Annotated in this window: 32 protein-coding genes and 1 pseudogene; all 33 read right to left on the reverse strand. The window is 40.6% G+C overall.

The window, feature by feature from the left end:
• Nucleotides 1-11 precede the first annotated feature (11 nt).
• Nucleotides 12-809, reverse strand: coding sequence for an energy-coupling factor transporter transmembrane protein EcfT (locus MKX57_RS23035; protein WP_008181921.1), 798 nt, complete (start codon nt 807-809; stop codon nt 12-14).
• The gene (locus MKX57_RS23040; RefSeq protein ID WP_008181920.1) at nt 806-1678 is read right to left on the reverse strand and encodes an energy-coupling factor ABC transporter ATP-binding protein; all 873 of its coding nucleotides are present in this window, start codon (nt 1676-1678) and stop codon (nt 806-808) included. Before MKX57_RS23040 ends, MKX57_RS23035 begins: the two co-directional genes overlap by 4 nt.
• On the reverse strand, nt 1654-2499 hold the full coding sequence (locus MKX57_RS23045) for an energy-coupling factor ABC transporter ATP-binding protein (protein WP_036121589.1): 846 nt from the start codon (nt 2497-2499) through the stop codon (nt 1654-1656). Before MKX57_RS23045 ends, MKX57_RS23040 begins: the two co-directional genes overlap by 25 nt.
• Before the next feature lie 424 nt (nt 2500-2923).
• On the reverse strand, nt 2924-3304 hold the full coding sequence (gene rplQ, locus MKX57_RS23050; protein WP_008181938.1) for a 50S ribosomal protein L17: 381 nt from the start codon (nt 3302-3304) through the stop codon (nt 2924-2926).
• 57 nt (nt 3305-3361) lie between these two features.
• Nucleotides 3362-4306, reverse strand: coding sequence for a DNA-directed RNA polymerase subunit alpha (locus MKX57_RS23055; RefSeq protein WP_004233733.1), 945 nt, complete (start codon nt 4304-4306; stop codon nt 3362-3364).
• Between the two features lie 139 nt (nt 4307-4445).
• Complete coding sequence (gene rpsK / locus MKX57_RS23060; RefSeq protein ID WP_004233731.1) at nt 4446-4835, reverse strand: 30S ribosomal protein S11; 390 nt, start codon at nt 4833-4835, stop codon at nt 4446-4448.
• A 25-nt stretch (nt 4836-4860) separates the two neighbouring features.
• The gene (gene rpsM, locus MKX57_RS23065; protein WP_004233729.1) at nt 4861-5226 is read right to left on the reverse strand and encodes a 30S ribosomal protein S13; all 366 of its coding nucleotides are present in this window, start codon (nt 5224-5226) and stop codon (nt 4861-4863) included.
• Between the two features lie 24 nt (nt 5227-5250).
• Nucleotides 5251-5364: a 50S ribosomal protein L36 gene (rpmJ, locus tag MKX57_RS23070; protein WP_000868344.1), complete on the reverse strand. Its 114-nt coding sequence runs from the start codon at nt 5362-5364 to the stop codon at nt 5251-5253.
• Between the two features lie 37 nt (nt 5365-5401).
• Nucleotides 5402-5620: a translation initiation factor IF-1 gene (gene infA / locus MKX57_RS23075; protein ID WP_004233690.1), complete on the reverse strand. Its 219-nt coding sequence runs from the start codon at nt 5618-5620 to the stop codon at nt 5402-5404.
• A gap of 86 nt (nt 5621-5706) precedes the next feature.
• A pseudogene (locus MKX57_RS23080) lies at nt 5707-5784 on the reverse strand (type I methionyl aminopeptidase); the annotation flags it as partial.
• Nucleotides 5785-6033: 249 nt separating this feature from the next.
• Entirely contained in the window at nt 6034-6687 is a 654-nt protein-coding gene (locus tag MKX57_RS23085) for an adenylate kinase (RefSeq protein WP_008181705.1), read from the reverse strand.
• A 70-nt stretch (nt 6688-6757) separates the two neighbouring features.
• Nucleotides 6758-8053 carry a preprotein translocase subunit SecY gene (gene secY, locus MKX57_RS23090; RefSeq protein ID WP_008181706.1) on the reverse strand — a complete coding sequence of 432 codons (1296 nt, stop codon included), beginning with the start codon at nt 8051-8053 and terminating at the stop codon, nt 6758-6760.
• On the reverse strand, nt 8053-8493 hold the full coding sequence (gene rplO / locus MKX57_RS23095) for a 50S ribosomal protein L15 (RefSeq protein ID WP_008181708.1): 441 nt from the start codon (nt 8491-8493) through the stop codon (nt 8053-8055). The genes secY and rplO overlap by 1 nt, the downstream gene beginning before the upstream one ends.
• A gap of 34 nt (nt 8494-8527) precedes the next feature.
• On the reverse strand, nt 8528-8710 hold the full coding sequence (gene rpmD, locus MKX57_RS23100) for a 50S ribosomal protein L30 (protein WP_090002639.1): 183 nt from the start codon (nt 8708-8710) through the stop codon (nt 8528-8530).
• 15 nt (nt 8711-8725) lie between these two features.
• Nucleotides 8726-9229, reverse strand: coding sequence for a 30S ribosomal protein S5 (gene rpsE, locus MKX57_RS23105; RefSeq protein WP_008181711.1), 504 nt, complete (start codon nt 9227-9229; stop codon nt 8726-8728).
• Nucleotides 9230-9250: 21 nt separating this feature from the next.
• Nucleotides 9251-9610 carry a 50S ribosomal protein L18 gene (rplR, locus tag MKX57_RS23110; RefSeq protein ID WP_008181713.1) on the reverse strand — a complete coding sequence of 120 codons (360 nt, stop codon included), beginning with the start codon at nt 9608-9610 and terminating at the stop codon, nt 9251-9253.
• A 32-nt stretch (nt 9611-9642) separates the two neighbouring features.
• Nucleotides 9643-10182 carry a 50S ribosomal protein L6 gene (gene rplF, locus MKX57_RS23115; RefSeq protein ID WP_008181715.1) on the reverse strand — a complete coding sequence of 180 codons (540 nt, stop codon included), beginning with the start codon at nt 10180-10182 and terminating at the stop codon, nt 9643-9645.
• Nucleotides 10183-10212: 30 nt separating this feature from the next.
• A complete protein-coding gene (rpsH, locus tag MKX57_RS23120; protein WP_008181717.1) occupies nt 10213-10611 on the reverse strand; it encodes a 30S ribosomal protein S8 in 399 nt (132 codons plus the stop codon).
• A gap of 29 nt (nt 10612-10640) precedes the next feature.
• Complete coding sequence (locus tag MKX57_RS23125; RefSeq protein ID WP_004233656.1) at nt 10641-10826, reverse strand: type Z 30S ribosomal protein S14; 186 nt, start codon at nt 10824-10826, stop codon at nt 10641-10643.
• Between the two features lie 21 nt (nt 10827-10847).
• Nucleotides 10848-11387: a 50S ribosomal protein L5 gene (rplE, locus tag MKX57_RS23130; RefSeq protein ID WP_008181719.1), complete on the reverse strand. Its 540-nt coding sequence runs from the start codon at nt 11385-11387 to the stop codon at nt 10848-10850.
• Between the two features lie 29 nt (nt 11388-11416).
• Entirely contained in the window at nt 11417-11725 is a 309-nt protein-coding gene (rplX, locus tag MKX57_RS23135) for a 50S ribosomal protein L24 (protein ID WP_004233652.1), read from the reverse strand.
• 35 nt (nt 11726-11760) lie between these two features.
• On the reverse strand, nt 11761-12129 hold the full coding sequence (rplN, locus tag MKX57_RS23140; protein ID WP_004233650.1) for a 50S ribosomal protein L14: 369 nt from the start codon (nt 12127-12129) through the stop codon (nt 11761-11763).
• A gap of 42 nt (nt 12130-12171) precedes the next feature.
• Nucleotides 12172-12435, reverse strand: a complete 264-nt coding sequence (gene rpsQ, locus MKX57_RS23145; protein WP_008181723.1) for a 30S ribosomal protein S17 — start codon at nt 12433-12435, stop codon at nt 12172-12174.
• Nucleotides 12436-12453: 18 nt separating this feature from the next.
• A complete protein-coding gene (gene rpmC / locus MKX57_RS23150) occupies nt 12454-12654 on the reverse strand; it encodes a 50S ribosomal protein L29 (RefSeq protein ID WP_004233646.1) in 201 nt (66 codons plus the stop codon).
• Nucleotides 12644-13078: a 50S ribosomal protein L16 gene (gene rplP, locus MKX57_RS23155; protein WP_025116437.1), complete on the reverse strand. Its 435-nt coding sequence runs from the start codon at nt 13076-13078 to the stop codon at nt 12644-12646. Before rplP ends, rpmC begins: the two co-directional genes overlap by 11 nt.
• A 1-nt stretch (nt 13079) precedes the next feature.
• A complete protein-coding gene (gene rpsC / locus MKX57_RS23160; protein WP_025116438.1) occupies nt 13080-13733 on the reverse strand; it encodes a 30S ribosomal protein S3 in 654 nt (217 codons plus the stop codon).
• Nucleotides 13734-13736: 3 nt separating this feature from the next.
• Nucleotides 13737-14081, reverse strand: a complete 345-nt coding sequence (rplV, locus tag MKX57_RS23165; RefSeq protein WP_004233639.1) for a 50S ribosomal protein L22 — start codon at nt 14079-14081, stop codon at nt 13737-13739.
• 22 nt (nt 14082-14103) lie between these two features.
• Complete coding sequence (gene rpsS, locus MKX57_RS23170; protein ID WP_089986390.1) at nt 14104-14382, reverse strand: 30S ribosomal protein S19; 279 nt, start codon at nt 14380-14382, stop codon at nt 14104-14106.
• A gap of 60 nt (nt 14383-14442) precedes the next feature.
• Nucleotides 14443-15273: a 50S ribosomal protein L2 gene (rplB, locus tag MKX57_RS23175; RefSeq protein WP_008181913.1), complete on the reverse strand. Its 831-nt coding sequence runs from the start codon at nt 15271-15273 to the stop codon at nt 14443-14445.
• Between the two features lie 48 nt (nt 15274-15321).
• A complete protein-coding gene (rplW, locus tag MKX57_RS23180; protein WP_008181914.1) occupies nt 15322-15606 on the reverse strand; it encodes a 50S ribosomal protein L23 in 285 nt (94 codons plus the stop codon).
• The gene (gene rplD / locus MKX57_RS23185; RefSeq protein ID WP_012296062.1) at nt 15606-16229 is read right to left on the reverse strand and encodes a 50S ribosomal protein L4; all 624 of its coding nucleotides are present in this window, start codon (nt 16227-16229) and stop codon (nt 15606-15608) included. Before rplD ends, rplW begins: the two co-directional genes overlap by 1 nt.
• A 26-nt stretch (nt 16230-16255) precedes the next feature.
• Nucleotides 16256-16885 (reverse strand): 50S ribosomal protein L3, encoded by a 630-nt coding sequence (gene rplC / locus MKX57_RS23190; RefSeq protein WP_025116441.1) that lies wholly within the window; start codon nt 16883-16885, stop codon nt 16256-16258.
• A 46-nt stretch (nt 16886-16931) separates the two neighbouring features.
• On the reverse strand, nt 16932-17240 hold the full coding sequence (rpsJ, locus tag MKX57_RS23195) for a 30S ribosomal protein S10 (protein ID WP_004233624.1): 309 nt from the start codon (nt 17238-17240) through the stop codon (nt 16932-16934).
• Between the last annotated feature and the right edge of the window lie 92 nt (nt 17241-17332).

The raw sequence follows: 17332 nt of genomic DNA on the forward strand, positions 1-17332 counted from the left end.
AGCATACTCCTTTAGCTTCTATAGAAGAATAGCAATACACCTATTGCTACTAATAATACAAGCGCAAATGTATCACCCATATCCCATTTTAGCCTACGATATCTAGTACGCCCTTCCCCTCCGCGATAGCCTCTTACTTCCATCGCTGTGGCTAAATCTTCAGCCCGTTTAAATGCACTGACAAAAAGAGGTACTAGTAATGGCACTACAGCTTTAATACGGTCTTTTATTGGGCCTGAGGATAGATCAGAGCCTCGTGCCATTTGTGCTTTCATAATCTTATCTGTTTCATCCATTAAAGTTGGAATGAAGCGTAAAGAAATCGACATCATTAAAGCTAATTCATGGACAGGTACTTTCAATACCTTCAGAGGATTTAAAAGGACTTCAATACCGTCTGTAATGGAAATCGGTGACGTTGTTAAAGTTAAGATAGATGTTATAAATACTAATACTAGAAAACGTACTGAAATATAAATCCCTCGTCTAATCCCCTCATCGTATATGGTAATATACTTCGAGTCAAAAACGGGAACGCCTTCCTTCGTCATAAAAATATGAAGCAAGAAGGTAAAGGCCATTAAAAAGAGAACCGGTTTAAGACCATTTATCAAAAAATACAAGCGAATTCGTGATATTAATACAACAAGAAGCGTGAATGCCAAGAGCATAGCATACGTCACTGTATTATTGGCCAAAAATACTATAATAATAAAAGCAAAAACAAAGATTAGCTTAGAGCGTGGATCCAGTTTATGAACGGGAGAATCTCCAGGTAAGTAGCGTCCAAAAATCATTTTTTCCATCATGATTCCGCACGCTCCTCTCCTAGCACTTGAGCAATTTCAGCTGCAAGTTCTTCTTCGGTTAAGCAAACTTTTGATAAGGGTTTCCCCATCATTTGCTCTATCTTTTGTTGAAAGCGTACAATGCGTGGTGGCTCTAAGCGGAAGCTCTTTAATGTATCAACATCCTTAAATATATCTCGCGGTGTTCCACTTAAAACATTTTTACCTTCATGCATAATCACAATATTATCAGCATATCGAGCAGCATCTTCCATGCTATGCGTCACTAGAATTGTTGTCAGGTGACGTTCCTGATGAAGCTGATAAAACATATCCATAATTTCTTTCTGACCACGTGGATCTAAGCCTGCGGTAGGTTCATCCAACACAATTACTTCAGGCTCCATCGCTAAAACACCTGCTATCGCTACTCGACGCATTTGACCTCCCGATAAATCAAACGGAGATTTATCTAGAACGTCTTCTGGTAACCCCACTAAGCTGACAAGTTCTCGTGCCCGATCTTCGGCTTCCTTTTCTGGTACGCCAAAGTTCATGGGACCAAACATAATATCCTTTAACACCGTTTCTTCGAATAATTGATGCTCAGGGAATTGAAAGACGATGCCGACCTTTTGTCGTACAGCTTTTAAATCCTTTGCTTTTTTTCCGGCTACAACTACACGATCCCCGATATGTACTTCTCCTGAAGTAGGTTTTAAAAGCGCATTAAAATGCTGGAGAATAGTTGATTTACCGGAACCCGTATGACCAATAATTGCTTGATAGGTGTGTGATGGGATATCGAATTTTACATCGAATAGTGCCCGTTTTTCAAAAGGCGTCCCTTGTGCATAAGCATAGCTTACTTGTTGAAGTTTGATGTCCATAAATCATTCACCAACTCTTCTTCTGTCATATGTTGTCCCATTAATGGAACACCTTCCTTTTGCAATAGCTTTGATAACTTTAGTGCAAATGGCAAGTCTAGTCCAAATTCCACTAGCTTGTCCCCAAGAGCAAATATTTCAGCAGGGATACCTTCTGCAAACTTCTTCCCATCATTCATAAAGAGTACACGATCTGCTAGCATCGCCTCTTCTAAATCATGGGTGATGGATAGGACAGTAAGTCCTGTTTCAGCACGTAAAGTTTGAACAGTTTGTAATACCTCTCCACGTCCCTGCGGATCTAGCATAGAAGTAGCTTCATCTAATATAAGAAGCTTCGGCTTTAACGCAAGTGCTCCTGCAATCGCGACACGTTGCTTTTGCCCTCCCGATAAATGGTGTGGCTCATGATCTAAAAAGTGGCTCATTTTTACTTGTTCCAGTGCCGCATGAACACGCTGTACCATTTCTTCAAAAGGCACGCCGTTGTTTTCCAATGCAAACGCAACATCATCCTGTACGGTTGCACCGACGAATTGATTGTCTGGGTTTTGAAAAACCATACCCATGAGAGAACGGGACTCCCAAAGGTTTTCTTCACTTAATGGTTCTCGTAAAATGCGGACATCTCCTTTTTGAGGAAATAGCAAACCATTCATCAACTTTGCTATGGTCGATTTTCCAGAACCATTATGTCCTACTATAGCAATCCATTCTCCCTCTTCAACGGCGAAGCTAACATTTTCGACAGCATTACGACTAGTTGGTTCTTCTGGTGTATATGAAAAAGTCACATTATTTAAAGATAAAATTTCAGGCATTTCTAGAACTCCTCTCTACATGCTCAGCTCTACTAACTAACTTACACTTTTTTATGTATGAATTCTACTACAATCCTTATGTCGATAAAAGTAAAATACTAAAATAATGAAACGATCTCGTCATGCTGTGATTGGGGAAAACACGAAACCCATATATTAAAAAAAGCACCACAAATTGGCGCTATCCTTAGTAATAAAAAAGCGCGCACCTCATTCAATAGAAATGCGCTAGTCGTTACATTTTCAAGAAATAAGGGTGCTCAAGCCCTTATCTCTCCTGAATGAGGTGCGGAGAGCTAAACGAGACGCCACACCTTAGTGTCCGCTCATCATAACGCTCAGCTTAATTATTTGTCGTATAAATCATTTATAAAGAAAGAGGGTGGTGATTCCCACCCTCTTCACCACAAGTTTTCTCTTATGATTAAACTAGTTCAATCACAACTACAGGTGCACCGTCACCACGACGAGGACCTACTTTAAGAATACGAGTGTAACCACCTTGACGCTCCGCATAACGTGGTGCAACATCATCAAATAACTTTTGAAGTGCAAATGATGTTGATTCGTTACCTTCTGCATCAGTCGTTGTTACTAGTTCACGACGGATGAATGCAGCAGCTTGACGGCGTGCATGTAAATCTCCGCGCTTACCTAAAGTAATCATTTTTTCAACAGCTTTACGTACTTCTTTAGCGCGAGCCTCAGTAGTTTCGATACGCTCGTTGATGATTAAATCAGTAGCTAAGTCACGTAACATCGCTTTACGTTGAGAACTTGTACGACCAAGTTTTCTGTAACCCATGGATGTTTCCCTCCTTTATAGAAAAAAATCTGACCTTGTTAGTTTTGTTTAAATCGCTTAGTCTTCTTTGCGTAACCCTAAACCAAGCTCTTCTAACTTCGCTTTTACTTCTTCTAGTGACTTACGTCCAAGGTTACGAACTTTCATCATGTCATCTTCTGACTTATTCGCAAGTTCTAGTACTGTGTTAATACCAGCGCGTTTTAAGCAGTTATAAGAACGAACAGAAAGGTCAAGTTCTTCGATAGTCATCTCTAAAACTTTTTCTTTTTGATCTTCTTCTTTTTCAACCATGATTTCAGCAGTTTGTGCCTCATCTGTCATGCCAACGAAGATGTTAAGATGCTCGGTTAAAATTTTTGCTCCGAGCGAAATCGCCTCTTTCGGACCGATGCTGCCATCTGTCCACACATCAAGAGAAAGTTTATCGTAGTCAGAAGACTGACCTACACGAGTATTTTCCACTTGGAAATTGACGCGTGATACTGGAGTGTAAATAGAGTCGATCGGGATCACGCCGATAGGAAGATCCTCACGTTTGTTTTGATCAGCAGGAGTGTAACCACGGCCGCGTTGTGCGTACATACGCATACGTAAATGACCGTTTTTAGCGATTGTTGCAATATATAGATCAGGGTTTAAAATTTCTACATCACTGTCATGTGTAATGTCAGCAGCCGTAACTGTACCATCGCCTTTTACATCAATCTCAATAACTTTTTCTTCGTCAGAGTAGATTTTAAGAGCTAGTTTTTTCACGTTCAAAATGATTGAAGCTACATCTTCTACTACGCCTTCTACAGTTGAGAATTCGTGAAGAACGCCATCAATTTGAATGGACGTGACAGCAGCTCCTGGTAATGAAGACAGAAGGATACGACGTAAAGAATTACCCAAAGTGTTTCCATATCCGCGTTCAAGCGGTTCTACAACAAACTTTCCATACTTGGAATCTTCGCTGATCTCCACCGTTTCAATCTTTGGTTTTTCAATTTCGATCATTTTATTTACCCTCCTTCAAAACATCGAATGTATAGGTTCTTTCCATCATAGATTCGATCGTCAATGACGTATCGTTTATTATCTGCACAAGACAGTCTGTACAAAAAATGATGTTCTCATACAATATGAGACGCACCCATTACACGCGACGACGTTTTGGCGGACGGCAACCATTATGAGGAACTGGAGTAACGTCTTTAATAGCAGTTACTTCTAAACCAGCAGCTTGAAGTGCACGGATTGCAGCTTCACGACCAGCACCAGGACCTTTAACAGTTACTTCCAACGTTTTCAGACCATGTTCAAGGGATGTTTTAGCAGCAGTTTCTGCAGCCATTTGAGCAGCGAATGGTGTAGATTTACGTGAACCACGGAAACCAAGAGCACCAGCACTTGACCAAGATACAGCGTTACCTTGCATATCTGTAATCGTTACGATTGTATTGTTAAATGTAGAACGAATGTGTGCGATACCAGATTCGATATTCTTTTTCACACGACGTTTACGAGTTTGTTGTTTACGAGCCATGTTAAGAAGGAACCTCCTTTACCAATTATTTTTTCTTGTTCGCTACAGTTTTACGAGGACCTTTACGCGTACGCGCATTGTTCTTCGTATTTTGGCCACGAACAGGTAAGCCACGACGGTGACGGATACCACGGAATGAACCGATTTCCATCAGACGTTTAATATTTAATGAAGTTTCGCGACGTAAGTCACCTTCAAGTTTGTAAGAATCTAATTGTTCACGGATTTTGTTTAACTCATCTTCAGTTAAGTCGCGTACGCGTGTATCTTCTGAAATACCTGCGTCAGCTAGTACTTTCTGAGCTGTAGTTTTACCAATACCGAAAATGTACGTTAATGAAATTACCACGCGTTTGTCGCGAGGAATATCAACACCAGCAATACGTGCCATGTACGTTGTGCACCTCCTTTAGAATTAACCTTGTTTTTGTTTATGTTTAGGATTTTCACAGATTACCATTACTTTACCGCGTCGGCGAATTACTTTACATTTTTCGCAGATCGGTTTCACAGATGGTCTCACTTTCATCTAACCTAACCTCCTTAGTAGTCCGGAGCGCAAAAGATTATTTAAAACGGTATGTGATACGACCGCGAGTTAAATCATAAGGAGATAACTCGATAGTAACCTTATCTCCAGGTAGAATACGGATAAAGTGCATACGAATCTTACCAGATACGTGTGCTAGAATCACATGTCCATTTTCTAATTCTACCTTAAACATCGCGTTTGGCAAAGTCTCAACAACTGTCCCTTCGACTTCAATTACATCATCTTTCGCCATCTACTCTGTCTCCTCTCTATATGCAAATTAAAGTTCTCATCGTTACATCAAACGGATATCTGCTGCAACTATAGAAGCAACCTCGTTTCAACATATGTTTGGATTGTATGAGAGATGTTTGAAAGACGCTCGTCTGGTTTCGCTTCACACAATCCACGGAATATCCAGAACCTATAAGGGCACTGTAACTCCCATGTTTACACGAATACCGGAATGTCTTTGATGAGATATTCATACCCGTTACACAGATGCTTCCACGAAACCCATTATACTCCTCCAAAAGATATGTTGCACTTTTTAGAAGAAATATATACCGGGCACAATATGCTTTTGCAACTCTCAAAAAAATTATGTTTCGTTGTTGCTCCCGCATGCCTCCCGCGGAAGCAGTATTCTGCGCCCGGAGCCGGGTATCAGCTGCGGCTGCCCTGTAAAAGAGCATCAAGATCAGCAAACACTTTGTTTATATCTTGCTGTCCATCTATATTAGTTAACACACCTTTTAATTGATAGAAATCAAGTAAAGGTTGTGCTTGTTTCATATTAACTTCCAGACGGTTCGCAACCGTTTCAGGATTATCATCGGCACGTGTGTAAAGCTCGCCACCATCTTTATCACATTTTCCTTCCTCAGCTGGAGGATTGAAAACTAAATGATAGGATGCGCCACAAGTTTTACAAATGCGTCGACCTGAAAGACGAGCAATTAACTCATCCTTTTCAACTTGAATGTTTAAAGTATGTTCTATTGCCTTACCAAGATCAGCAAGAATGCTATCTAAAGCTTCAGCTTGAGGAACAGTACGTGGGAAACCATCTAATAGGAAGCCCTTTTCACAATCAGGTTTAGCAAGTCGCTCACGAACAATACCAATCGTTACTTCATCCGGTACTAGAGCACCTTGATCCATAAACGACTTAGCTTGTAAGCCAAGTTCTGTACCTTCTTTAATAGCAGCACGGAACATATCGCCTGTAGAAATATGAGGAATCGCGTACTTCTCAACAATTTTATCTGCCTGAGTACCTTTACCAGCACCTGGCAGACCCATTAAAACGATATTCATTAGGAAATATTCCTCCCACCAAAGGTTTGCTGATTTAAGGAAACGATGGAACGTTCCCTAAAAACCAACATTATTTCATAAAGCCTTTGTAGTGACGTTTAACAAGTTGAGATTCTAGCTGTTTCATCGTTTCCAGCGCTACGCCGACTACGATAATAATACTAGTACCACCGATTTGCACTGAGGCAGGTAAATTCATAAAGTTAATGAATAAAATCGGCATTACAGCAATAACAGTTAAGAATATCGCACCAACAAATGTTAGACGATATAACACGCTTGTTAAATACGCTTGAGTGTTTTCACCAGGACGAATACCCGGAATATAAGCACCTTGTTTTTTCAAGTTGTCTGCCACATTTTCAGGATTCACTTGTACGAATGCATAGAAATATGTGAACGCGACGATCAATGCAACGTAAATAATCATTCCAACAGGTTTCGTATAATCAAACGTGTTTTCAATGAAAGTTGTTACGTCATTTTGACCAAAGAACGTAGCTAACGTACGTGGTGTAACAATAAACGCTACTGAAAAGATTACCGGAATAACCCCTGCAGCATTTACTTTTAAAGGTAAATGTGTTTGTTGACCACCAGTTTGTTGATTACGTCCAGTAACTCGTTTTGCATATTGAATTGGAATTTTACGAAGTGCTTGTTGCACGTATATAACTCCAACTACAACTGCGAGTAAAACCAATACAAGCAATGCAAGGACTACAATATTGATAAATAATTTATCACCAGCACCCTCGATTTGCTGTGCAAAGATTTGGTTCATTCCTGTAGGCAATGCTGCGACGATACCTGCGAAGATTACAACAGATATACCATTACCAACACCATGTGCAGTAATTTGCTCTGCAAGCCATACAAGGAAAGCTGTCCCCGCTGTCAATACAATGGCGATTGTAACATATGTTAGAATCCCTTCTTCTTTAATCAATGATCCGCCATACATTCTATTAAAACCGAATGACATTGCGAATGATTGGATGAAAGCAAGAATAATAGTAAAGTAGCGAGTGAATTGTGCAAGTTTACGTCTTCCGACTTCACCTTGCTTTGCCCATTCAGCAAACTTCGGTACTACGTCCATTTGCAATAACTGAACAATAATTGAGGCTGTGATGTAAGGCATAATTCCCATCGCGAAGATAGAGAAGTTCTTTAAAGCACCACCGCCAAAAGTATTCAGGAAACCAACGAGGTTAAACTCATCAGTTGCCTTTAATACATTTGCGTCAACGTTAGGCACTGGAATGAATGTTCCAATACGGAAAACGATTAACATTAAAAGTGTGAAAATGATTTTATTTCTTATATCTCGAACACGCATAAAGTTAGAGATTGTCTGAAACATTAAATCACCTCAGTAGTTCCGCCGGCATTCTCGATTGCTTCTTTAGCTGAAGCTGAGAATTTATGAGCTTTTACAGTAAGCTTTTTGTTAAGAGTTCCGTTGCCAAGAACTTTAATTCCAGCTTTTTCATTACTCACAAGACCAGTTTCAAGTAATAATGCAGTTGTTACCTCTGCACCGTCTTCGAAACGGTTTAAAGCATCAAGGTTAACGATCGCGTATTCTTTACGGTTAATGTTCGTAAAGCCACGTTTTGGTAAACGACGGAATAATGGGTTTTGACCGCCTTCAAAGCCTGGGCGTACACCGCCACCAGAACGAGCGTTTTGACCTTTATGACCTTTACCTGCTGTTTTACCGTTACCAGAACCGATACCACGACCAACGCGGTTGCGTTGCTTACGAGAACCTTCTGCTGGTTTTAACTCATGCAGTTTCATAGTGGGTGGCACCTCCTTGTTCATTAATTAGAAATTAAATTTCTTTTATAGTAACTAAGTGAGCTACTTTATCAAGCATACCGCGAGTAGCTGCGTTATCAGCTTTCTCTACAGTTTGGTGTAATTTACGTAAACCTAGAGCTTCAACAGTTTTGCGTTGAGCAGGTTTAGTACCAATCACAGATTTAGTAAGGGTGATTTCTAATTTGTTAGCCATATTATCTTTCCCCCCTTATCCTAATATTTCTTCCACTGATTTACCACGTAATTTTGCTACGTCCTCTACGCGTTTTAATTCAGTTAAACCTTGAACAGTTGCACGCACCATGTTGATTGGTGTGTTAGATCCAAGAGATTTTGAAAGAATATCAGTAATACCAGCAAGTTCTAATACTGCACGTACTGGACCACCAGCGATAACCCCTGTACCAGGAGCAGCAGGTTTAATTAGGATTTCTCCTGCACCGAAGCGACCAAGCACTAGGTGTGGAGTTGTTCCACCAACACGTGGCACTTCTACTAAGTTTTTCTTCGCATCTTCAACAGCTTTACGGATAGCATCTGGAACCTCTTGAGCTTTACCAGTACCGAAACCTACATGACCGTTTCTATCGCCAACAACAACAAGTGCTGTGAAGCGGAAGCGACGTCCACCTTTAACAACTTTAGCAACACGGTTAATAGTAACTACGCGTTCTTCAAGTTCTCCAAGTTTGTTTGCGTCAATTCGACTCATGAAATGTGTCCCTCCTTCTTATTAAAATTCTAAACCATTCTCACGTGCAGCTTCAGCTAAAGCTTTCACGCGTCCATGATATAAGTAACCACCACGGTCAAAAACTACAGCAGTAATATTTTTTTCCGCAGCGCGTTTCGCGATTGTTTCACCGATTTTTGATGCAGTTTCAACATTGCTACCAGCACCTTCAAAACCTTTTTCTTGAGAAGATGCGCTAACAATTGTTACGCCTGCTACGTCATCGATAAGTTGAGCGTAGATGTTCTTGTTAGAACGGAATACGTTTAAGCGTGGACGCTCAGCAGTACCCGAAATTTTAGAACGTACTCGCGCATGACGTTTTTTACGAACTTGATTTTTATCCTGTTTCGTAATCACAAGGGTCACTCCTTTCTAATGCTTAAGCAGCATTATTTACCTGTTTTACCTTCTTTACGACGAACGTATTCGCCTTCGTAACGGATACCTTTACCTTTATATGGCTCTGGTGGACGAACGTCACGGATGTTAGATGCTAGAGCACCAACGCGCTCTTTGCTAATACCTTTAATGATGATTTTAGTGTTAGAAGGAACTTCAATTTCAAGACCATCTTCAGGTGTGAACTCTACTGGGTGAGAGTAACCTACGTTAAGTACAAGTTTTTTGCCTTGTAATTGCGCACGGTAACCAACACCGATAAGTTCTAAAGCTTTTTCGAAACCTGCAGAAACTCCAGTAACCATGTTCGCTAGAAGCGCACGAGTAGTACCGTGGTTTGTGCGGTGTTCTTTTGATTCAGAAGGACGTGATACTGAGATTACGTTACCTTCTTGCTCAATTTTCATATCTTGGTGGAAAGAACGAACAAGTTCGCCTTTAGGACCTTTAACAGTAACAGTGTTGTCAGCTGCAACAGTAACAGTTACGTTAGCTGGTACCTCGATAATTTTTTTACCTACACGAGACATTTAGTTGCACCTCCATTCATTTATTGCTAATTACCAAACGTATGCTAGAACTTCGCCGCCAACTTGTTTAGCGCGAGCTTCTTTATCTGTTAATAAACCTTGTGAAGTTGACACTAAAGCGATACCAAGACCGTTCAGTACTTTAGGAACTTCATTTGTTTTTGCGTATACGCGTAGACCAGGTTTAGAAATACGTTTTAAGCCAGTGATAACACGCTCGTTATCTTTACCATATTTTAAGAAGATACGGATAATACCTTGCTTGTTGTCTTCCACGTATTCTACGTCACGTACGAAACCTTCACGCTTTAAAATTTCAGCGATTTCTTTTTTCACGTTGGAAGCTGGTACTTCTAACTTCTCGTGACGAACCATGTTCGCATTACGAATGCGAGTAAGCATATCTGCAATCGGATCAGTCATTGTCATTACATTTACCTCCTTCCCAAATTAGGGGATTACCAGCTGGCTTTTTTCACGCCAGGAATTTGTCCCTTATATGCAAGTTCTCGGAAACAAATACGGCAAAGTTTGAATTTGCGATATACAGAGTGTGGACGGCCACAGCGTTCACAACGTGTATATTCTTGCACTTTAAACTTTTGCTTACGTTGTTGTTTAACGATCATAGATTTTTTAGCCACGTTTTCGCCCTCCTTGTTTGATTACTTTTGGAACGGCATACCGAATTGTGTCAATAACTCGCGAGCTTCTTCGTCAGAGTTCGCTGTCGTTACGATCACGATGTCCATACCGCGTACTTTTGAAACTTTATCGTAATCGATTTCTGGGAAAATTAATTGCTCTTTAACACCTAGAGTGTAGTTACCGCGACCATCGAATGCTTTTTTAGAAACACCACGGAAGTCACGTACACGAGGAAGTGAAATTGAGATTAATTTGTCCAAGAATTCATACATACGCTCACCGCGTAATGTAACTTTAGCACCGATAGGCATACCTTCACGTAAACGGAAACCAGCGATCGATTTTTTCGCTTTAGTTACTACTGGTTTTTGACCAGTGATAATTGTTAATTCTTCTACAGCTGCATCTAATGCTTTAGAGTTTTGAACAGCATCACCAACACCCATGTTGATAACGATTTTGTCAACTTTCGGCAATTGCATAACTGATTTATATCCAAATTTGCTCATAAGAGCAGGAGAAACTTCGTTTAAATACTTTTCTTTTAGGCGGCTCATGTGTGTACCTCCCTTCTTTTATTTACTAATTAGTCGATTACTGCACCTGATTTTTTTGCAACACGAACTTTTTTACCGTTTTCGATTTTATAACCTACACGAGTCGGCTCGCCAGATTTAGGATCGATTAGCATTACGTTCGAAACGTGAATTGCAGCCTCTTGGCTTACAATCCCACCTTGTGGATTCAATTGGTTAGGTTTAACGTGTTTTTTCACGATATTAACACCTTCAACAAGAACGCGATCTTGTTTAGGGAAAGCAGCTAGGATTACTCCTTCTTTGCCTTTGTCCTTACCAGTGATAACCTTAACCTTGTCACCTTTTTTTACATGCATGCTGTCGCACCTCCTTGATTGGCACTATCATGAAATTAAAGAACTTCTGGAGCTAGAGAAACGATTTTCATGAAGTTGCTGTCACGTAATTCACGTGCAACAGGTCCGAAAATACGAGTTCCGCGTGGTGATTTATCATCACGAATAATTACACAAGCATTTTCATCAAATTTGATGTACGTACCGTCTTTACGACGAACGCCTGATTTAGTACGAACGATAACAGCTTTAACAACGTCACCCTTCTTGACAACGCCACCTGGTGTTGCTTTCTTAACTGTACAAACAACGATATCACCGATGTTAGCAGTTTTACGGCCAGAGCCACCAAGCACTTTAATTGTAAGAACTTCACGTGCACCTGAGTTGTCAGCAACTTTCATACGACTTTCTTGTTGGATCACTTAGGTTACCTCCCTTCGGAAATGGTTGTTCCGAAATAGTTATTAAATAATAACCGCTTTTTCTACAACTTCAACTAGACGGAAACGTTTAGTAGCTGATAGCGGGCGAGTCTCCATGATACGTACGATATCACCGATTTTCGCTTGGTTTTGCTCATCATGAGCTTTAAACTTTTTAGAGTATTTTACACGTTTACCGTAAAGCTTGTGCTTTTTGTGAGTTTCAACTAAAACAGTAACAGTTTTGTCCATTTTATCTGAAACAACGCGGCCCGTGTAAACTTTGCGTTGGTTACGCTCAGTCATACTTGAAAACCTCCTTTATCAGTTATTTGCACTGATTTCTCTTTCACGAATAACAGTTTTCATACGCGCGATTGCTTTACGCACTTCACGAATACGAGCTGTGTTTTCTAATTGACCAGTCGCCAATTGGAAGCGAAGGTTGAAAAGCTCTTCTTTCAGTGATTTCACTTTTAATTCAATTTCAGAAGTGGCAAGGTCACGGATTTCATTAGCTTTCATTAGATTCACCACCAGTTTCTTGACGTTTTACGATCTTACATTTAACAGGAAGCTTATGTGATGCTAAACGAAGTGCTTCGCGTGCGATCTCTTCAGATACACCAGCAATTTCGAACATAATTTTTCCTGGTTTTACTACTGCTACCCAACCTTCAGGAGAACCTTTACCAGAACCCATGCGGACTTCTAGAGGTTTTTTAGTGTAAGGTTTATGTGGGAAGATTTTAATCCAAACTTTACCGCCACGTTTCATGTAACGAGTCATCGCGATACGTGCAGATTCGATTTGACGGTTAGTAATCCAGCTAGCTGTTTGAGCTTGTAAGCCCCATTCGCCGAAAGATACTTCCTTGCCGCCTTTCGCTTCGCCACGCATGTTTCCGCGGTGTTCACGACGGTATTTTACGCGTTTAGGCAATAACATATTATTTGCCTCCTTCCACAGATTTCTTCGTAGGAAGAACTTCACCACGGTAGATCCATACTTTAACGCCTAATTTACCGTAAGTAGTGTCAGCTTCTGCGTGTGCATAATCAATGTCAGCACGTAGAGTATGAAGTGGAACAGTTCCTTCACTATAGTGTTCAGCACGCGCGATATCAGCGCCACCTAAACGACCAGATACTTGTGTTTTAATTCCTTTTGCACCAGCACGGATTGTGCGTTGGATCGCTTGCTTTTGCGCACGACGGAATGATACACGGTTTTCTAATTGACGAGCGATGTTTTCAGCTACTAGACGAGCGTCAAGATCTGCACGTTTAATTTCAATGATGTTGATGTGTACACGTTTACCAGTTAACTCGCTAAGGTATTTACGAAGATTTTCAACTTCAGTACCACCTTTACCGATTACCATACCTGGTTTCGCAGTGTGAATTGTAATGTTTACACGGTTTGCAGCACGTTCGATTTCCACTTTAGAAACAGAAGCGTCTTTAAGAGCCGTTTCAATATATTTACGCACTTTGATGTCTTCGTGAAGTAGAGTTGCATAGTCTTTTTCAGCGTACCATTTTGACTCCCAGTCACGAATAATACCAACGCGTAGTCCTATTGGATGTACTTTTTGACCCACGGATTAACCCTCCTTCTTCTCAGATACCACTAGAGTGATGTGGCTTGTGCGTTTGTTAATTGCGCTTGCACGTCCTTGCGCACGTGGACGGAAACGTTTTAAAGTTGGACCTTCATCAACGAACACTTCAGAAACTACTAAAGAGTTGATGTCAAGATCGTAGTTGTGCTCAGCATTAGCAACTGCAGATTTTAATACTTTCTCAACGACTGGAGACGCCGCTTTTGGAGTATGACGTAAAATTGCAACTGCCTCACCAACTTGCTTGCCTCGGATTAAGTCTACAACTAGACGTACTTTGCGAGGAGCAATGCGTACTGTACGAGCGATAGCTTTAGCTTGTGTCATTAGGATTTACCTCCTCTCAAAATTAGCGTCTTGTTTTCTTGTCGTCTGCACCGTGACCTTTGTAAGTACGTGTCGGTGCGAACTCACCAAGTTTATGGCCTACCATATCTTCTGTTACGTATACAGGAACATGTTTACGTCCATCATATACAGCAATCGTTAAACCGATAAAGTTCGGAAAGATTGTAGAACGGCGTGACCAAGTTTTGATAACTTGTTTTTTCTCAGAAGCCTCTTGTACTTCCACTTTTTTTATTAAGTGGTCATCGACAAAAGGTCCTTTTTTCAAGCTGCGACCCATGTAGGAACCTCCCTCTGTGATTCCACCACGGCTCTCACATAGAACCGTAGTTTAACCACTTTATTTTTTACGACCACGGATGATAAATTTATCCGATTTGTTTTTCTTCTTGCGAGTTTTGTAACCAAGTGCTGGTTTACCCCAAGGAGTCATTGGTGATTTACGTCCGATTGGAGAACGTCCTTCACCACCACCGTGTGGGTGATCGTTAGGGTTCATTACAGAACCACGAACTTCTGGGCGTTTACCTAACCAACGGCTACGACCTGCTTTACCGATGTGTACAAGTTCGTGTTGTTCATTACCAACTTGACCGATTGTAGCGCGGCAAGTAGCTAACACTAAACGTACTTCACCAGATTGAAGACGAACGATTACGTACTTTCCTTCACGACCAAGTACTTGAGCAGAAGTACCAGCAGAACGTACTAATTGTCCACCTTTACCAGGTTTTAACTCGATGTTATGGATTGTAGTACCCATTGGAATGTTTGCTAATGGTAAAGCGTTACCTACTTTAATATCAGCATCCGGACCAGAAACGATTGTTTGACCAACCTCTAGACCTTTAGGTGCTAAGATATAAGCTTTTGCTCCATCAGCGTAATTGATTAATGCGATATTCGCAGAACGGTTTGGATCATATTCAATAGTAGCAACTTTTGCCGGAATGCTATCTTTAACACGTTTGAAATCGATAACACGGTATTGCTTCTTATGACCACCACCATGATGACGAACAGTGATTTTACCTTGGTTGTTACGACCAGCTTTGCGTTTAGTTGGTTCAAGCAATGATTTCTCAGGCTTGTTAGTTGTAATTTCCGCAAAGTCTAATGACGTCATGTTACGACGACCATTAGAGGTAGGTTTATACTTTTTAATCGCCATTGTGTTTTCCCTCCTTCTTGAGTGTTCAAATCATAAATCCACTATGGATTACATTTCGAATAATTCGATTTCTTTGCTATCAGCAGTTAATTTAACAATCGCTTTACGACGTTTGTTAGTGTAACCACCGTAACGGCCAACGCGTTTGAATTTACCTTTGTAGTTAAGAACGTTTACTTTCTCAACATTTACACCAAAGATTTCTTCTACAGCGTCTTTTACTTGAGTTTTATTAGCGCGAGTGTCTACTTCGAAAGTATACTTTTTCTCTGCCATAAGTTCTGAAGAACGCTCAGTAATGACCGGACGTTTTAAAATATCACGTGCTTCCATTATCCAAGCACCTCCTCAACTTTTTCTACTGCAGATTTAGTGAATACAACTTTTTCGTGACCTAAAAGATCAAGAACGTTGATTCCATTTGCAGTTAAAACTGTTACACCAGGGATGTTACGAGCAGATAATGCTACGTTTTCATCTAGGTCAGCAGTTACGAATAAAGATTTTTTCTCTAAAGAAAGATCTTTAAGGATTTTTGTGAATTCTTTTGTTTTTGGTGCTGCTAGAGTTAGAGCATCAAGAACTAAGAAGTTTTGTTCTACTACTTTAGCTGATAAAGCAGATTTAAGAGCTAAGCGACGAACTTTTTTAGGTAATTTATAAGAATAGCTACGTGGAGTAGGACCGAATACGATACCACCGCCGCGCCATTGTGGAGAACGGATAGAACCTTGTCGAGCACGACCAGTTCCTTTTTGACGCCATGGCTTACGACCACCACCAGCAACTTCAGAACGGTTTTTAACCTTGTGATTACCTTGACGTAGAGAAGCGCGTTGAGCTACTACTGCGTCGAATAATACTGCTTCATTTGGCTCGATTCCGAAGATCGCATCGTTTAATTCGATTTCACCAACTGAAGCACCTGTTTGACTAAGTACAGATACTTTTGTCATTCCTGTTTCCTCCTTTCCTTAAGTGATTACTTAGCTTTAATTGCAGTTTTTACTGTAACTAGAGCTTTTTTAGAACCAGGAACATTACCTTTAACAAGTAGTAAGTTACGATCTGTATCAACTTTCACGACTTCTAAGTTTTGGATTGTAACTACATTGCCACCCATTTGACCAGGTAATTTCTTTTGTTTAAATACGCGGTTCGGAGCAACTGGACCCATTGAACCAGGACGACGGTGGTAACGAGAACCGTGGGCCATAGGACCACGAGATTGTCCGTGGCGTTTAATTACACCTTGGAAACCTTTACCCTTAGTAACACCTGTTACATCGATTACATCGCCTTCTGCGAAAATTTCTACTTTGACTTCTTGACCAACTTCGTACTCTTCCACGTTCACGTTGCGGAATTCACGAATGAAGCGCTTAGGAGCAGTGTTCGCTTTTGCTACGTGACCTTGTTGTGGTTTGTTAGAAAGCTTAACGCGCTTATCTTCGAAACCAACTTGAATTGCTTCGTAGCCGTCTGTTTCAACAGTTTTCTTTTGAAGTACTACGTTTGGAGTAGCTTCGATAACTGTTACCGGGATTAAATCGCCGTTTTCAGCGAAAACTTGTGTCATACCAATTTTTCTACCTAAGATTCCTTTAGCCATTTGTCACACCTCCTGTAAGTTTTAAAAAGTTATATTGTTTTTACCATTAAAGTTTGATTTCGATATCAACGCCAGATGGTAAATCAAGTTTCATTAACGCATCAACAGTTTGTGGTGTTGGGTTAACGATATCGATCAGACGTTTATGCGTACGCATTTCGAATTGTTCACGAGAATCTTTGTACTTGTGAACAGCACGAAGAATTGTGTACACAGACTTCTCAGTTGGAAGTGGAATCGGACCTGATACACTTGCACCTGAACGTTTTGCAGTTTCCACAATTTTCTCAGCAGATTGATCTAAAATACGGTGATCATACGCTTTTAAACGAATACGAATCTTTTGTTTTGCCATTATTTTCCCTCCTTCTCGCCTATTTTCTAGACATTCTCCACGAAAATTTTCCCACACACCGCCATGGCAAAGCGGCCGGGTGTGTCGGCAAC

The organism is Lysinibacillus sp. FSL M8-0216 (assembly GCF_038595555.1).
In the GTDB taxonomy this organism is placed as follows: domain Bacteria; phylum Bacillota; class Bacilli; order Bacillales_A; family Planococcaceae; genus Lysinibacillus; species Lysinibacillus fusiformis.

What these genes read in the sequence shown, in the direction of transcription:
- MKX57_RS23035 (WP_008181921.1), bottom strand. Translation starts at nt 809, where the DNA reads ATGATGGAAAAAATGATTTTTGGACGCTACTTACCTGGAGATTCTCCC.
- MKX57_RS23040 (WP_008181920.1), bottom strand. Translation starts at nt 1,678, where the DNA reads ATGGACATCAAACTTCAACAAGTAAGCTATGCTTATGCACAAGGGACG.
- MKX57_RS23045 (WP_036121589.1), bottom strand. Translation starts at nt 2,499, where the DNA reads ATGCCTGAAATTTTATCTTTAAATAATGTGACTTTTTCATATACACCA.
- rplQ (WP_008181938.1), bottom strand. Translation starts at nt 3,304, where the DNA reads ATGGGTTACAGAAAACTTGGTCGTACAAGTTCTCAACGTAAAGCGATG.
- MKX57_RS23055 (WP_004233733.1), bottom strand. Translation starts at nt 4,306, where the DNA reads ATGATCGAAATTGAAAAACCAAAGATTGAAACGGTGGAGATCAGCGAA.
- rpsK (WP_004233731.1), bottom strand. Translation starts at nt 4,835, where the DNA reads ATGGCTCGTAAACAACAAACTCGTAAACGTCGTGTGAAAAAGAATATC.
- rpsM (WP_004233729.1), bottom strand. Translation starts at nt 5,226, where the DNA reads ATGGCACGTATTGCTGGTGTTGATATTCCTCGCGACAAACGCGTGGTA.
- rpmJ (WP_000868344.1), bottom strand. Translation starts at nt 5,364, where the DNA reads ATGAAAGTGAGACCATCTGTGAAACCGATCTGCGAAAAATGTAAAGTA.
- infA (WP_004233690.1), bottom strand. Translation starts at nt 5,620, where the DNA reads ATGGCGAAAGATGATGTAATTGAAGTCGAAGGGACAGTTGTTGAGACT.
- MKX57_RS23085 (WP_008181705.1), bottom strand. Translation starts at nt 6,687, where the DNA reads ATGAATATCGTTTTAATGGGTCTGCCAGGTGCTGGTAAAGGTACTCAG.
- secY (WP_008181706.1), bottom strand. Translation starts at nt 8,053, where the DNA reads ATGTTTCAGACAATCTCTAACTTTATGCGTGTTCGAGATATAAGAAAT.
- rplO (WP_008181708.1), bottom strand. Translation starts at nt 8,493, where the DNA reads ATGAAACTGCATGAGTTAAAACCAGCAGAAGGTTCTCGTAAGCAACGC.
- rpmD (WP_090002639.1), bottom strand. Translation starts at nt 8,710, where the DNA reads ATGGCTAACAAATTAGAAATCACCCTTACTAAATCTGTGATTGGTACT.
- rpsE (WP_008181711.1), bottom strand. Translation starts at nt 9,229, where the DNA reads ATGAGTCGAATTGACGCAAACAAACTTGGAGAACTTGAAGAACGCGTA.
- rplF (WP_008181715.1), bottom strand. Translation starts at nt 10,182, where the DNA reads ATGTCTCGTGTAGGTAAAAAAATTATCGAGGTACCAGCTAACGTAACT.
- rpsH (WP_008181717.1), bottom strand. Translation starts at nt 10,611, where the DNA reads ATGACAATGACTGATCCGATTGCAGATATGCTTACTCGCATTCGTAAT.
- rplE (WP_008181719.1), bottom strand. Translation starts at nt 11,387, where the DNA reads ATGAGCCGCCTAAAAGAAAAGTATTTAAACGAAGTTTCTCCTGCTCTT.
- rplX (WP_004233652.1), bottom strand. Translation starts at nt 11,725, where the DNA reads ATGCATGTAAAAAAAGGTGACAAGGTTAAGGTTATCACTGGTAAGGAC.
- rpsQ (WP_008181723.1), bottom strand. Translation starts at nt 12,435, where the DNA reads ATGACTGAGCGTAACCAACGCAAAGTTTACACGGGCCGCGTTGTTTCA.
- rpmC (WP_004233646.1), bottom strand. Translation starts at nt 12,654, where the DNA reads ATGAAAGCTAATGAAATCCGTGACCTTGCCACTTCTGAAATTGAATTA.
- rplP (WP_025116437.1), bottom strand. Translation starts at nt 13,078, where the DNA reads ATGTTATTGCCTAAACGCGTAAAATACCGTCGTGAACACCGCGGAAAC.
- rplV (WP_004233639.1), bottom strand. Translation starts at nt 14,081, where the DNA reads ATGACACAAGCTAAAGCTATCGCTCGTACAGTACGCATTGCTCCTCGC.
- rpsS (WP_089986390.1), bottom strand. Translation starts at nt 14,382, where the DNA reads ATGGGTCGCAGCTTGAAAAAAGGACCTTTTGTCGATGACCACTTAATA.
- rplB (WP_008181913.1), bottom strand. Translation starts at nt 15,273, where the DNA reads ATGGCGATTAAAAAGTATAAACCTACCTCTAATGGTCGTCGTAACATG.
- rplW (WP_008181914.1), bottom strand. Translation starts at nt 15,606, where the DNA reads ATGGAAGCACGTGATATTTTAAAACGTCCGGTCATTACTGAGCGTTCT.
- rplD (WP_012296062.1), bottom strand. Translation starts at nt 16,229, where the DNA reads ATGACAAAAGTATCTGTACTTAGTCAAACAGGTGCTTCAGTTGGTGAA.
- rplC (WP_025116441.1), bottom strand. Translation starts at nt 16,885, where the DNA reads ATGGCTAAAGGAATCTTAGGTAGAAAAATTGGTATGACACAAGTTTTC.
- rpsJ (WP_004233624.1), bottom strand. Translation starts at nt 17,240, where the DNA reads ATGGCAAAACAAAAGATTCGTATTCGTTTAAAAGCGTATGATCACCGT.